Here is a 13,514-nt window from a genome sequence, read left to right as displayed (position 1 = left end):
CCCGTCAGCGGGGCACGCAGTGGTTAACGGCGCCTGCGGCGGATAATTGAGTGGTCTGGGCGCACCTGCGCGGTAAGATGGCCGGCGCCCCTTTCTTCCGCCCTGTCCATGCCCGCAGAACCGACCGGCAACGCCCCAGTTCCCGACCCGCGGATGGCGCAGGCGCTGAGCCGCGACCGGCGCCGGGTGGTGCTGAGCTACCTGGCGATGGCACTGGCCTGGATGATCTCCACCGACAGTGCAGTGCAGGCACTGGTACCCGACCCGCAGCAGGCGGCCTTGTGGCAGGGCCTGAAGGGCTCGTTCTTCGCCCTCGCCAGCGCCGGCCTGCTGTATCTGCTGCTGCGCCCGCTGGCCGAGCATGTGCTGCACACCCATGCACGCCAGCAGGCCTCCGAGCTGCGCCTGCGGCAGATGTTCGAAGGCAACCCCGGCCCGATCCTGGTCTACGACCTGGACACACTGGCAATCCTCGATGCCAATCCGGCGGCCTGTACGGCCTTTGGCTGGGACCGTGAAGAACTGCTGGAGCAGACCATCGATTCGCTGTGGCCGCCAGGCCAGGACCAGGCACTGCAGACCAAGCTGGAGGCGATCCGCGAGGCACCGGAGGAACTGTGCATCCTGCGTACCCAACTGCAGCTGCGCGACGGCTCGCTGCGGCAGATGGAGCTGCGCTCCAACGCCATCAGCTATGACGGCCACAACGCCCGCCTGCTGATTGCCATCGACCGCACCGCCGAAGACCTGGCTCAGCTGCGACGCGACCAGGCGCTGGCGCGGGTGGAGGAAGCCCACGAGCTGGCACGCATCGGCGCCTGGGAGCTGGACCCCTCCACGGGACTTGGCCGCTATTCGAACCAGGTCTATCGCCTGCTCGGTCGCCGCCCGCCCGAGGCGCGGCGCTGGCATCGCTTCGACGAACTGCTGGTGCCGGCCGACCCGGCCACCGCCACCCAGACCGAACAGCTGCTGGCCGAGCTCTGCTCCGGAGATCCCGTGCAGGTGGACGTGCTGCTGCCGTTGCTGTCGATGGATGGGCGCGCCTTGATGGTGCATCTGCGTGCGGCCAGCGGCATCGACGAGGCCGGCCGCAACCGCGTGCTGGGCACCCTGCAGGACGTGACGGAGCGCGAGCAGTCGCGACGCCTGCTGCGCGAGCGCGAGGAACAGTTCCGCGAGCTGGTACGGGTACTGCCCGACGGCGTGGTCATCCTCTCCGACGAACACGTGCTGTACGCCAACGCCTGGGCCGCCAGCCTGTTCGGCTATGGCAGCCACACCCTGCTGGGCGAACCCCTGTCAGCACTGGTGGACAGCGCCGATCTGGCCCGCGTGCGCAGCCAATTGCGTGCAGGCCAACCACACCTGGGGCCCGGTCACAGCAGCATGGTGGCGATGCAGCGCGCGGATGGCCGCAGCTTCCATGCCGGCCTGGCGGTGGGCGAAGTGCGTTATGGCGGACGCGACTGCAAGCTGCTGATCGTGCGCGACCTGAGCGATTCCGAACGCACCCGCACTGCACTGGAGACCAGCAACCGTGAGCTGCAGGCGATGGCCGGCCGACTGTTCTCGCTGCAGGAAGACGAACGCCGCGCGATCTCGCGCGACCTGCACGACGACATCGGCCAGGCGATCACCGCAATCAAACTGTCCGCCCATGCTGCGCAGGACGAGCATGATCCACAGCGCCGCGCCGAGGATCTGGCGCAGATCGTCAGCCTGGCCGACACCACCGTGGCCAAGCTGCGCGACATCTCCACGCTGCTGCGCCCACCGCAGCTGGATGCACTGGGCCTGGAGGCGGCGCTGAGCTGGCAGGCGCGTGTGCTGTTCCGCTCTTCGCCGGTGGAGCTGCTGGCCGAGATCGAGCCGCTGCCGCACCGCCCCGACAACAGCATCGAACAGGCCTGTTTCCGCATCGCCCAGGAAAGCCTGACCAATGCCCTGCGCCATGCCCGCGCCAGCCAGGTCCTGCTGCAGCTGCGCGATGTCGGCCAGCGCGGCCTGCACCTGCAGATCCGTGATGATGGCGAGGGCTTCGACCCGGACGGTCCGCGCGGGCTGGGCCTGATCGTGATGCGTGAGCGTGCGCAGAGCGTCGGTGGCCATGTGCGGATCGAATCCGCACACGGCGAAGGCACCCTGATCGACGTACACCTCCCCTACCAGGCGGCCAGCATGGCCGCCGTTGAGTCACCGGACTACTGAGCCTATGTGGAATCCCAACCAGCCCCCGGTCAGCATCGATGATGCGCCTGATCGCCTTGGCGCCGGCAACCCCGAGCTGCAGGCGATGGTCGCCGAGGCGGCCTCGGGCGGCACCGCACTGATGTTGATGCACGTGGACATCGACCACTTCGCCTCGGTCAACGAAAACATGAGCGCCGAGGTGGGTGACCAGGCCCTGGTGCTGGTGGCGCAGCGGTTGCAGTCCTACCTGCGTGGTCGCGGCAAGCTGTGGCGCCACGGCAGCGATGAGTTCCTGATCGCAGTGCCACGCACCGCCGACGTGCCATTGCCGGAGGACTTCGCAGAGGAGATCCGGCAGCAGATGGAGCTGCCGCTGTCGGTGCTGCCGTACACCTTGTTCATGACCGGCAAGCTGGGCGTCAGCCTGTGCCCGGACCATGCCAGCAGCACCTCGCGCCTGCTCGATCATGCCGAGGATGCGCTGTACCAGGCGGCCCGCGAAGGCGGCAACGCGGTGCGCATCCACGCCGTGGATACGCCACCGAGCGCGCACAGCGAAAGCATCATCGCCCGCCAGATCGTGGACGCCATTCCCAACGGAGAACTGAAACTGCGTTACCAGCCGCTGGTCAGCGCCCGCGATGGCCACGTGGTCGGCATGGAAGCGCTGCTGCGCTGGCAGTCGCCGACGCTGGGCATGCTGGTGCCGGAGCGCTTCATGCGCACCGCCGAGCGGCTGGGCATCATCGTGCAGATCGGCACCTGGGTGCTGGAAGGCGCGCTGAAGCAGGCACGCCTGTGGCGCGACCAGGGCTTCGACGACTTCACCATCGCGGTGAATGTCTCCACCCTGCAGCTGCTGCGGCCCAACTTCTTCGCTGAAGTCATGGGCCTGATCCAGGCCGCGGGCGTGCCGGCACAGATGCTGACGCTGGAGATCAACGAAAGCGCGCTGACCAACAACGTCAACTTCGTGCACGAGACGCTGGCCAATCTGCGCAACGAAGGCATCAGCCTGAGCCTGGACAATTTCGGCACCGGTGATTCCAGCCTGAGTGCACTGGTCCGCTACCCGGTGGACAAGCTCAAGATCGACCGCAGCTTCATCAAGAGCGCGCCGGCCGGCAACCGTGAGGCGGCCATCGCCCGCGCGATCATCGCCATGGGCCACCAGCTGGGCATGACCGTGATCGCCAACGGTGTGGAATCGCAGGCCCAGCTGGGCTTCCTGCGCCGCAATGACTGCGATGTGTTCCAGGGCTACCTGTTCGGCGAACCGATGTCGGCCGATGCCGCCGGCATGACCCTGCGCCGCCGCTACCTGCGTCCGGAAGCCTTTGCCGAGACCCGTCCCGACCGCACGCTGCTGCTGCTGGACGACGAAGAAAACGTACTGCGCTCGCTGGTGCGCCTGTTCCGTCGCGACGGCTACCGCATCCTGGCCGCCGGCAACGTGCGCGATGCATTCGACCTGCTGGCAATCAATGACGTGCAGGTGATCCTGTCCGACCAGCGCATGAGCGACATGAGCGGCACCGAGTTCCTGGGCCGGGTGAAGATGCTGTACCCGGACACGATCCGCCTGGTGCTGTCCGGTTACACCGATCTGAACACCGTGACCGACGCGATCAACCGCGGCGCGATCTACCGCTTCCTGACCAAGCCGTGGAACGACGACGAGCTGCGCAAGCACATCCATCAGGCGTTCCGCACCTACGAGGAGCAGCGCCGCAGCAACGCCGGTCCGGCGCCGGTGGAAAGCGGAGATGGCGGCGAGGATCGCCCATTGCGGTAACGATCCCCTCTGGTAGCGCCGGCCGCTGGCCGGCTGCTCTGGATGCCCAGTTCAATGAGGTTGCCGGCCAGCGGCCGGCACTACCCGAAGCGCGAATCCAGGTCGGGGACAAGCCCTGGTAGAGCCGGCCGCTGGCCGGCTGCTCTCGATGCCCGGTCCAATGGGATCGCCGGCCAGCGGCCGGCACTACCCGAAGCGCGAATCCAGGTCGGGGACAAGCCCTGGTAGAGCCGGCCGCTGGCCGGCTGCTCTCGATGCCCGGTCCAATGGGATCGCCGGCCAGCGGCCGGCACTACCCGAAGCGCGAATCCAGGTCGGGGACAAGCCCTGGTAGAGCCGGCCGCTGGCCGGCTGCTCTCGATGCCGGGTCCAATGAGGTTGCCGGCCAGCGGCCGGCACTACCCTGAGCAGTCAGCGCGGCTGCTTCACCGGCAGCACCACGCGGAAGCGCGAGCCCACGCCCGGGGTGCTGTCCAGGTCGATGCGGCCGTGGTGCTTGTTGATGATGCTGTAGGAGATCGACAGGCCCAGGCCGGTACCGCTGCCCACCGGCTTGGTGGTGAAGAACGGATCGAAGATGCGCTGGCGCAGTTCCGGCGAGATGCCGCCGCCGGTGTCTTCAAACTCGACCCACACATGATCGCCATCAACGCCGGTGCGCACCGTAATCGTGCCGCGCTCGGCGATGGCGTGGCCGGCGTTGAGCAGCAGGTTCATGTAGACCTGGTTCAATTCCGACGGCAGGCACTCCACCAACGGCAACTGGCCGAACTCCCGCACCAGGGTGACCTTGTACTTCAGCTCGTTCCAGATGATGTTGATGGTCGATTCCAGGCCCGCGTGCAGGTCGACCAGCTTCCACGACTCGTCGCGGCCGGAATACGAGAAGTCCTTCAGATCACGCACGATGCGCGTCACCCGCTCGATGCCTTCGCGCGACTCGGCCATCAGCTGCGGCAGGTCGCGGCTGATGAAATCGATGTCCAGGCGGTCACGGATATCGTCGATCTCCGGGATCAGCGCCTTCGGGTCCGGCGCCCGCAATGCGCGCTCGTAGGCTTCGATCACGGTGAACAGGCTGCGCAGGTACTCCTGCAGGCTGCCCAGGTTGGAGTGCACGTAGCCGATCGGGTTGTTGATCTCGTGCGCGACGCCTGCGGCGAGCTGGCCGATCGAGGCCATCTTCTCCGACTGCAGCAGTTTTTCCTGGGTACCGTTGAGGCGCAGGTAGGCCTGCCGCAGCTCTGCATGGCGCTGCTGCAGTTCGCGTTCGTAGTCTTCCTGGCCTTCGATGTGGCGGAACAATGCCAGGAAGTGGCCCTGGCCCACCGGGCCGTGGTGATACAGATGGGCGATGACCACGCCCTCGCCCAGCGGCAGGCTGCCGTTCCAGTGACCATGCTGGCGCGCCTGTTCCAGCGCATCGGGCGGCAGCAGTTCACGCAGGCGCTGCGGCGGTGGCAGACCGCCGCCCTCACCACTGGCCAGCAGGTTCTGCGCGGCCGGGTTGGCCAGGGCCACCTGCCCGTCTTCGGTGAACAGCAGCAGCCCTTCGCGCAGGCGCTCAAGCAGCGCCTGCAGCACCGGCTGCGGCGGAAGGGGGGCGGTAACCAGGGCGTTGGCAGCGGACACGGCGACTCGGGGCATTCGAACAGGCGCCCAATATACGCGGTCGTGCGGCGGGCTTCAGCCCGCGGGGGTGGGATGTGCGACCGCCGTCGCGTCAGGCGATGGCGAGTGGGCGCCGCGCAGTGACCGTATGCGACTGGCCCTTGGCATCATAGGAGGAGGAGGCCTCGGTACGCCCGAGCTGGCGCAGCGCCCAATCGACCTCGCGGCGCCGGCGCGACAGCAGCACGCCATTGGCTCGGTTGCGTTCGGCCAGTTCCTGGAGGTGATCCCCCTCACCAAGCGGCGGCGTGCCTTCCAGTGCACGCAGCGCCTCCAGCTTGGCACCGGTCGCCCGGATCAGCGCGTGTACGTCATGATCGACCAGCGCCTGACGTTCAACGTCAAGCGCCTGGGCCAGCCGCTGCAGTTGTTCGCTCATCGGCGCGGTCATCCGTGCAGCTGCTGATCCAGCTCAAGCATGCGCGATGCGATCGCGTCCGGATTGATCTTGTAGGTGCCGTTCTGCAGCGACTCGCGCACTGCGGCCACACGCTGGGCGTCGATTGCCGGGGCGGTGGTCAGCTCACGCTCGATGGCCTGCAGATTGGTGGCCTCGCCGGTCAGGCGCAGGCTGTCGGCCGCTTCGACCGGGCGCGTCGCCGCATCGGTGCTGACGCCGGGCTTGTTGGCCGGGGTCGTCACGCTGCGCAGTGCCTGGGGGACCTGCAGGTTGCCGTCGATTTTCTGGCTCATGGGGTGTCCTGGAGTTGCCGTTCACAAGGGATAACGGCCGCAGGGCCGTGATCTTTAGGGATATTTTGCGGTAAATCAACGCGCCACGATTACGTCACCGGCGGCATCGACCGTGCCCTGCACGATCCGCCGCGAGGACAGGTTCTCCACCGAGACCCGTTCGTTTTCACCGGCATCGCCCATTGCACGGCCTGCAATACGGACCTCGACCGAGCCGCGACGCGAAACCAGGGCCACACTGTCTCCTCGCTTGATGAGACGCTGCACCACCAGATCGTTGTTCGACAGCAGGGCTCCGGCCTGCAACGGACGGCGGGCGATGCGGCCGATCGCTGCATTCGGATCGGCCAGCACCGCACCGGCAATCCGGGCGGCATCACGCTGGGCAGTGGTGATATCGGCGGCGGTGAGGGTTTCTCCAGTACCGATTCCGCGGTTGAGTACCAGCACGGTCTGGTTGCGCCGCACCTTTACTGGCACGAACAGGCGCCAGCCGCCGGCATCCGGGCAGCTGACTTCAACCGTGGTGTTGGCGGTGGGCTGCACCTGTAGCGCGCCACCACACTTGGGCAAGCGCAGCGCATCGGCCACCTGGGCCTCGCCCTCGCTGCCGGCCGGCAGCGTCGACAACGCGGCGGTGCGGATACTGGCCACCGGCTGCCAGTCGGCGGCAACCGCCCACGGCGAGGCCAGGGCCAGCGCGATGGCGAAGAGCGATGTGACCCGGCGCATGGCGCCTCCTGTCGATGGGATCTGGCCCAGGTCCGTGCAAGGGGTGTGCCAGAGGGGCTTGTGTAGAGTCGAGCTTGCTCGACTGCTTCGTGACCAGTCGAGCAAGCTCGACTCTACAGAGGCAGGGTCGAGCATGGCGCGACTCTACAAAAGCGCTCAAGTTCGGCGCCCACCCCGCCGATACAGCAGCCATGTCCCATGACCTGCTCAACCGGATCGACCAGCGGACCCGACTGGCCGGCCACAATCGCCTGGCGCTGCTGCTGTTCCGCCTCGGCGGACGTCAGCTTTTTGGCGTCAATGTCTTCAAGGTGCAGGAAGTCCTGCGCCGCCCGGAGCTGTTCCAGGTGCCCGGACTGCCCAGCCAGTTCGCCGGTGTGGCCGACGTCCGTGGCCGCTCGGTGCCGGTGCTGGACCTGGGCCTGGCCATCGGCCACCCCGAGCGTGAGCCCGATGCGGACACCTCGCCCGGCTACCTGGTCGTCACCGAATTCAACCGTTCGATCCAGGGTTTCCTGGTCAGCGGCGTGGAGCGCATCGTCAACATCGCGGTGGAAGACATCCACCCGCCACCGGAACTGGGCGCCGAATCGAGCTATCTGACGGCGGTGACGCGCTTCCAGGGCGAGTTGATCCAGGTGATCGACGTTGAAAGCGTGCTGGCCGATATCGCCCAGGTACGCGGTGAAGCAATACTCGACCCGGCGATGGCAATGCCCGCCGACGGCCCGCAACTGCAGGTGCTGGTGGTGGACGACTCTCGTGTAGCCCGCCAGCAGATCCGCAGCGTGCTGGACCAGCTTGGGGTCGGCGCCACCCTGCTTTCCGACGGAAAGCAGGCGCTGGACCACCTGCTGCAGATCCAGGCCTCGGGCGAGAACCCCGCCGAGCGCTACGCCATGGTCATCTCGGACATCGAAATGCCGGCCATGGACGGCTATACGCTGACGACGGAAATCCGGCGCCATCCGGGCCTGGCCGGCCTTTACGTCCTGCTGCATACCTCGCTGTCGGGCGTGTTCAACAATGCGATGGTCGAGCGCGTCGGCGCCAACGCCTTCGTCGCCAAGTACTCGCCGCACGAACTGGCCGACTTCGTGCTGGACCGCCTGCGCAAGGTCGCGATGGCGGCCTGAGGCCTCTGAGCCGGTAGTGCCGGCCGCTGGCCGGCAACCGCGGACAATCCGGGAAGCCGGCCAGCGACCGGCACTACCCTCTCGAATTTGGCACACCCCTTGCAGCTTCCCGGGCAACGTTCCCGTGGGAGTGCACCGTGCGCAACCTGATTACCGACTACCTGGGCGTCCACGCCCAGGCCATGCCGTTGCGCGAACAGCGGATGAAGCTGATCGCCAGCAACCTCGGCAATGCCGACACTCCCGGCTACAAGGCCCAGGATCTGGACTTCGATGCCGCCCTGCGCCACGCCCAGGGGCAGGATGCCAATGGCCTGATGGCCACCACCCACGAGCAGCACTACGAGATCAGTAGTGGCCTGAACCCGTTCCAGATCGCGCGCGAAGGCGTGCAACCCAGCCTGGACGGCAACACCGTCGATCCCGATGCCGAGCGTGCCGCCTATGGCCGCGCCGCACTCGAATACCGCGCCTCGCTCAGCTTCGTCGAGAGCAAGGTGCGTTCCATGCTGACCGCGATCACGGGGCAATAAGCCATGAGCAACCTGCCGATCTTCGATATCGCCGGCTCCGCGCTGCAGGCGCAGTCGGTGCGCATGAGCACCATCGCCTCCAACCTCTCCAACGCCGACACCGTCGCCGGTTCCGCCGATGCCGTGTACAAGCCGCTGGAACCGATCTTCCAGGCAGTGACCAGCAAGAACGATCCGAACATCACGTCGGTGAAGGTCAAGGAGATCACCCAGAGCGAAGCCGCGCCGATCAAGCGCTATGAACCGGGCCACCCGCTGGCCGACGGCGATGGCTACATCTACCAGCCCGATGTCGATCCGGTGGCGCAGATGGTCAACCTGATCTCGACTTCGCGCAATTACCAGGCTGGCGTGGAGATGCTGACCACCGCCAAGGAACTGGCCCTGGCGACCTTGACCATGGGCCGCTGAGGCCCGCAGCACCGGATACCACCATGACCACCGCCGTCAACAACCAGACCAACCAGGACGTCTACGCCGCGCTCGGCCTGAACGCCCCGAACAGCAACGCCACCAAGAAGAAGAACACGCTGGACCAGGCCGATTTCCTGCGCCTGATGACCGAGCAGCTGCAGCACCAGGATCCGCTGAAGCCGATGGACAACACGCAGATGGTTGCGCAGATGGCGCAGATGTCCACCGTGCAGGGCATCACCGATCTGAACAAGACGGTGAAGGGTTTCCAGGAATCGATGGCCAGCGACCAGGTGCTGCGCGGTGCCGCTCTGGTTGGCCACCAGGTACTGGTGCCGTCGGAAAAGCTGGTACTGGAAAAGGAAGGCAGCGTCGAAGGCACGGTGGCTGCGCCCTCGGCCGGCATCGTGACCGTCGACATCACCGATGCCAACGGCACCAAGGTCACCTCGCTGAGCGTAGAAGCCAAGGCCGCTGGCGAAACCGCGTTTCAGTGGGACGGCAAGGACGCCAACGGCAAGCGCATGGAACCGGGCAAGTACTCCATCGTCGCCAACCACGTCGACACCGCCGGCAAGAGCACCAAGCTGTCCACCTTCGTGCAGGCCCCGGTGGAGAGCGTGACCGTCGGCTCCGACGGCCTGTACCTGAATCTCAAGGGCCTGGGCACGGCCCCGATCGACTACGTGCTCCGCGTCAGCTGAGCCGCACATTCCGCATCTACCAGGAGCATCCCATGGGCTTCAACGTCTCCCTGTCCGGCATCAATGCCGCCAATACCGACCTGAGCGTCACCGCCGACAACGTCGCCAACGTCAATACCGCCGGCTTCAAGCAATCACGCGCCGAGTTCGCTGACCTGTTCGCCTCCACCAGCTACGGCCTGTCGAAGAACCAGACCGGCTCGGGCGTGCGTGTTTCCAACGTGGCCCAACAATTCATCCAGGGCCACAACGAGCAGACCGGCCGCAGCCTGGACATGGCGATCTCCGGTGAGGGCTTCTTCACCATGAACATGAACGGCTCGCGCGTGTACTCGCGTGCCGGCAACTTCCAGACCGATTCCGCCGGCTATGTGATCAACCCGCAGGGCGCGCGCCTGCAGGTGTTCGCGCCGAACGCCGATGGCACCAACTTCGATGCCGGCCGCCTGGTGGACCTGCAGCTGCTGACTACCGACAGCCCGCCGAAGCAGACCAGCGAAGTGAAGGTCGGTTTCACCCTGCCGGCCAACGCCAAACAGCCGACGGTCAATACCTTCGATCCGACCGACTCGAACAGCTACAACCACTCCAGCGGCGGCATCACCGTGTACGACTCGCTGGGCGTCAGCCATATCCAGGTCTCGTACTTCGTGAAGGGCGCAAATCCAAACGAGTGGACCGTTCACAACTATGTGGACGGCCAACCGGCCGGTACCCCGACCGCGGTCGCCTTCGACAACAGCGGCAAGCTGACCAATCCGGCCAACGGCAAGGTCAGCCTCGGCACCTTCACCCCGACCACCGGCGCGGGCCAGCTGAACATGACGCTGGATATCAGCGGCTCGACCCAGTACGGCGAGAAGTTCGCGCTGCGCAACACCCAGCAGGACGGCTATGCCGCCGGCAAGCTCAACGAGATCACCGTGTCGGAAACCGGCGTGGTCTACGCCCGATATTCCAATGGCGACGACAAGCCGCTGGGCCAGGTCGCACTGACCACGTTCAACAACACGCAGGGTCTGGAGCAGAAGGGCAACAACCTGTGGGTGGAGACCTTCGAATCGGGCACGCCGCGCACCGGCATGCCGGACACCTCCAACCTTGGCAAGATCCAGGCCGGTTCGCTGGAAGCGTCCACCGTCGACCTCACCGAGCAGCTGGTCAACATGATCACCGCGCAGCGCAACTTCCAGGCTAACGCGCAGATGATCACGACCCAGGACCAGATCACCCAGACCGTCATCAACATCCGTTGATGACGCGCTGACCCTGTCACGGAACTCCCCGCATGGATAAAGCCCTTTACGTGGCGATGACCGGTGCCCGCGCCTCCCTGCAGGCGCAGGGTACGCTCAGCCACAACCTCGCCAACTCCGACACCCCCGGCTTCAAGGAAGCGCTGGCCAACACCGAAGCCTTCCCGATCCGTGGCCCGGGCTTTGCTTCGCGGGTGGATGCGCTGCATGTCGACGCCGGATTCAACCGCACGCCGGGCTCGCAGCACATCACCGGCAAACCGCTGGACCTGTCCCTGCAGACCGGCACCTGGCTGGCCGTGCAGTCCAGTGACGGAAGCGAGGCGTACACGCGCGGCGCGGCGTTGTCGGTGACGCCGAACGGCCAGCTGGTGACCTCCAGCGGCCGCCCGGTACTGGATGACAACAACAACCCGATCGCCATTCCGCCCTACCAGGCGATGGAGATCGGTGCCGACGGCACGCTCTCGATCATTCCGCAGGGCGAAGGCCCGCAGACCATGGCGCAGATCGGTCGCATCAAAGTGGTGCAGGCACCGGATGAACGCCTGGAGCGTGGCCTGGACGGCCTGTTCCGCAACACCGACCCGCTGCAGCCGTTCGCACCGGCACAGGGCACGGCCGTGCACAGCGGCCAGCTGGAAGGCAGCAACGTGGATGCGGCTGGCGCGCTGGTGCAGATGATCCAGCTGCAGCGCCAGTACGAAATGCAGGTGCAGGTGATCAAGCACGGCGACGAAAACGCGCGCAGCGCCAACAGCATGCTGCGCCTGGGCAGCTGACGGAATTCCGGCGCCGGTTGATGCCGGCGCTGGCACACCGCTTGCACACCCGCATACAAGGGCCGCACCACGCGGCCGGCTTCAGCAGACAGGACATCGAAGATGAACCAGGCATTGTGGATCGCGAAAACCGGACTGGATGCGCAGCAGATGCGCATGTCGGTGGTTTCCAACAACCTCGCCAACACCAACACCACCGGCTTCAAGCAGGACCGTGCCAGTTTTGAAGACCTGCTGTACCAGCAGGTGCGCCAGCCCGGCGGCTCCTCGTCGGCGCAGACGCAGCTGCCCACCGGCCTGCAGCTGGGTACCGGCGTGCGCGTGGTCGCCACCGCCAAGAACTTTGAACAGGGTGGCCAGCAGCAGACCGGCCGCGCCCTGGACGTGATGGTCAATGGCCGCGGCTTCTTCGAAGTTCAGATGCCTGATGGCAGCTCGGCCTACACCCGTGATGGCTCGTTCAAGATCAACCAGGACAGCGAGCTGGTCACCAACAGCGGCTACCCGGTGCAGCCGGGCATCCAGATTCCCGAAGGCGCGCAGTCGGTGACCATCGGCACCGATGGCACCATCAGCGTGAAGATGGCCGACGGCGCCGCCTCGGTGGAAGTCGGCGCACTGACCCTGACCGACTTCGTCAATCCCGCTGGCCTGCAGGCACGTGGCGAGAACCTGTTCCTGGAGACCACTGCGTCCGGCCCGGCACAGAACGGCAACCCCGGCCTCAACGGCCTCGGCACTGTGGTGCAGGGCGCGCTGGAAGGCAGCAACGTCAACGTGGTGGAAGAGCTGGTGTCGATGATCGAAACCCAGCGCGCCTACGAGATGAACGCCAAGGCGATCTCCACCACCGACTCGATGCTCGGTTATCTCAACAACAAGCTCTGACCGGCCAAACCGGGAAACTGCCATGTCGCCCATTTCCAACTTCGCCCGCACTGCTCTCGCCTGCGCCGTGGCCGCCCTGCTCGGTGGCTGCGTGATCGCGGGCGACGTGCGCCCCTACCCGACGATGGCACCGATCCAGCCGATCATGCCGCCGCAGGCACAGCCGACCGCCGGCGCGATCTACGCTGCCGGCCCGACCCTGCAGCTGTATTCGGACCGGCGCGCGCGCGATGTTGGCGACCTGTTGACCATCACCCTGCTGGAAAACACCACCGCGCAGACCAGCGCCAACACGGCCACCAACAAGGAATCGAACCTGAGCCTGGGAACGCCGTCCATTCTCGGCGCTCCGGTCACCCTCGGCGGCAAGGACATCCTGAGTGCCACAGCCAAGGGCGCGCGTGACTTCACCGGCAAGGGCAACAGCGCGCAGAGCAACCGCCTGCAGGGCAGCGTTACCGTCACCGTGGTCCAACGCCTGCCCAACGGCAACCTGGTGGTGCAGGGGCAGAAGAACCTGCGGCTCAACCAGGGCGATGAACTGGTACAGGTGCAGGGCATCGTGCGCCCGGGCGACATCAGCCAGGACAACACCATTCCGTCCAGCCGCGTGGCCGAGGCCCGCATCGTCTACGGCGGCCGCGGTCCCGTCGCGCAGTCCAACGCGATGGGCTGGCTGAGCCGCTTCTTCAACTCCGGCCTGACGCCGTTCTGAGT

Annotated in this window: 14 protein-coding genes; 10 read left to right on the top strand and 4 right to left on the bottom strand. The window is 66.3% G+C overall.

The window, feature by feature from the left end; genetic code table 11:
• Positions 1 to 108 precede the first annotated feature (108 nt).
• Both ACZK3J_RS10645 and ACZK3J_RS10640 read left to right on the top strand, forming a co-directional pair.
• Complete coding sequence (locus ACZK3J_RS10645) at positions 109 to 2,211, top strand: sensor histidine kinase (RefSeq protein WP_478476896.1); 2,103 nt, start codon at positions 109 to 111, stop codon at positions 2,209 to 2,211.
• Positions 2,212 to 2,215: 4 nt separating this feature from the next.
• Positions 2,216 to 3,988: an EAL domain-containing protein gene (locus ACZK3J_RS10640; RefSeq protein ID WP_032127372.1), complete on the top strand. Its 1,773-nt coding sequence runs from the start codon at positions 2,216 to 2,218 to the stop codon at positions 3,986 to 3,988.
• Positions 3,989 to 4,399: 411 nt separating this feature from the next.
• Here ACZK3J_RS10640 and ACZK3J_RS10635 read toward each other — a convergent pair whose 3' ends face one another.
• The 4 genes from ACZK3J_RS10635 to flgA all read right to left on the bottom strand — a co-directional run bounded on the left by ACZK3J_RS10635 (position 4,400) and on the right by flgA (position 7,084).
• Positions 4,400 to 5,620, bottom strand: coding sequence for an ATP-binding protein (locus ACZK3J_RS10635; protein WP_019337422.1), 1,221 nt, complete (start codon positions 5,618 to 5,620; stop codon positions 4,400 to 4,402).
• A gap of 91 nt (positions 5,621 to 5,711) precedes the next feature.
• Positions 5,712 to 6,050, bottom strand: a complete 339-nt coding sequence (locus tag ACZK3J_RS10630; RefSeq protein ID WP_049399388.1) for a flagella protein — start codon at positions 6,048 to 6,050, stop codon at positions 5,712 to 5,714.
• The gene (gene flgM / locus ACZK3J_RS10625; RefSeq protein ID WP_049421929.1) at positions 6,047 to 6,352 is read right to left on the bottom strand and encodes a flagellar biosynthesis anti-sigma factor FlgM; all 306 of its coding nucleotides are present in this window, start codon (positions 6,350 to 6,352) and stop codon (positions 6,047 to 6,049) included. Before flgM ends, ACZK3J_RS10630 begins: the two co-directional genes overlap by 4 nt.
• 75 nt (positions 6,353 to 6,427) lie before the next feature.
• Positions 6,428 to 7,084 (bottom strand): flagellar basal body P-ring formation chaperone FlgA, encoded by a 657-nt coding sequence (gene flgA / locus ACZK3J_RS10620; protein WP_478476895.1) that lies wholly within the window; start codon positions 7,082 to 7,084, stop codon positions 6,428 to 6,430.
• A 191-nt stretch (positions 7,085 to 7,275) separates the two neighbouring features.
• Between flgA and ACZK3J_RS10615 the strand changes: the two genes are divergently transcribed.
• The 8 genes from ACZK3J_RS10615 to flgH all read left to right on the top strand — a co-directional run bounded on the left by ACZK3J_RS10615 (position 7,276) and on the right by flgH (position 13,512).
• On the top strand, positions 7,276 to 8,220 hold the full coding sequence (locus ACZK3J_RS10615; RefSeq protein ID WP_149909306.1) for a chemotaxis protein: 945 nt from the start codon (positions 7,276 to 7,278) through the stop codon (positions 8,218 to 8,220).
• A 137-nt stretch (positions 8,221 to 8,357) separates the two neighbouring features.
• Complete coding sequence (gene flgB / locus ACZK3J_RS10610) at positions 8,358 to 8,753, top strand: flagellar basal body rod protein FlgB (protein WP_005409576.1); 396 nt, start codon at positions 8,358 to 8,360, stop codon at positions 8,751 to 8,753.
• Positions 8,754 to 8,756: 3 nt separating this feature from the next.
• Positions 8,757 to 9,164, top strand: coding sequence for a flagellar basal body rod protein FlgC (flgC, locus tag ACZK3J_RS10605; protein ID WP_010485892.1), 408 nt, complete (start codon positions 8,757 to 8,759; stop codon positions 9,162 to 9,164).
• A gap of 23 nt (positions 9,165 to 9,187) precedes the next feature.
• Positions 9,188 to 9,871, top strand: coding sequence for a flagellar hook assembly protein FlgD (locus ACZK3J_RS10600; RefSeq protein WP_049421924.1), 684 nt, complete (start codon positions 9,188 to 9,190; stop codon positions 9,869 to 9,871).
• 32 nt (positions 9,872 to 9,903) lie between these two features.
• Positions 9,904 to 11,127: a flagellar hook protein FlgE gene (gene flgE, locus ACZK3J_RS10595; RefSeq protein WP_478476893.1), complete on the top strand. Its 1,224-nt coding sequence runs from the start codon at positions 9,904 to 9,906 to the stop codon at positions 11,125 to 11,127.
• A 32-nt stretch (positions 11,128 to 11,159) separates the two neighbouring features.
• Positions 11,160 to 11,909: a flagellar basal body rod protein FlgF gene (locus tag ACZK3J_RS10590; protein ID WP_032127377.1), complete on the top strand. Its 750-nt coding sequence runs from the start codon at positions 11,160 to 11,162 to the stop codon at positions 11,907 to 11,909.
• A gap of 102 nt (positions 11,910 to 12,011) precedes the next feature.
• A complete protein-coding gene (gene flgG / locus ACZK3J_RS10585) occupies positions 12,012 to 12,797 on the top strand; it encodes a flagellar basal-body rod protein FlgG (RefSeq protein WP_005409571.1) in 786 nt (261 codons plus the stop codon).
• Positions 12,798 to 12,819: 22 nt separating this feature from the next.
• Positions 12,820 to 13,512 carry a flagellar basal body L-ring protein FlgH gene (flgH, locus tag ACZK3J_RS10580; protein ID WP_010485899.1) on the top strand — a complete coding sequence of 231 codons (693 nt, stop codon included), beginning with the start codon at positions 12,820 to 12,822 and terminating at the stop codon, positions 13,510 to 13,512.
• The last annotated feature ends 2 nt before the right edge of the window (positions 13,513 to 13,514 follow it).

The organism is Stenotrophomonas sp. 86428_Sma (genome assembly GCF_056481585.1).
The sequence above is the reverse complement of the archived record's forward strand: the minus strand, read 5'-3'. Positions and strand labels throughout refer to the sequence as shown.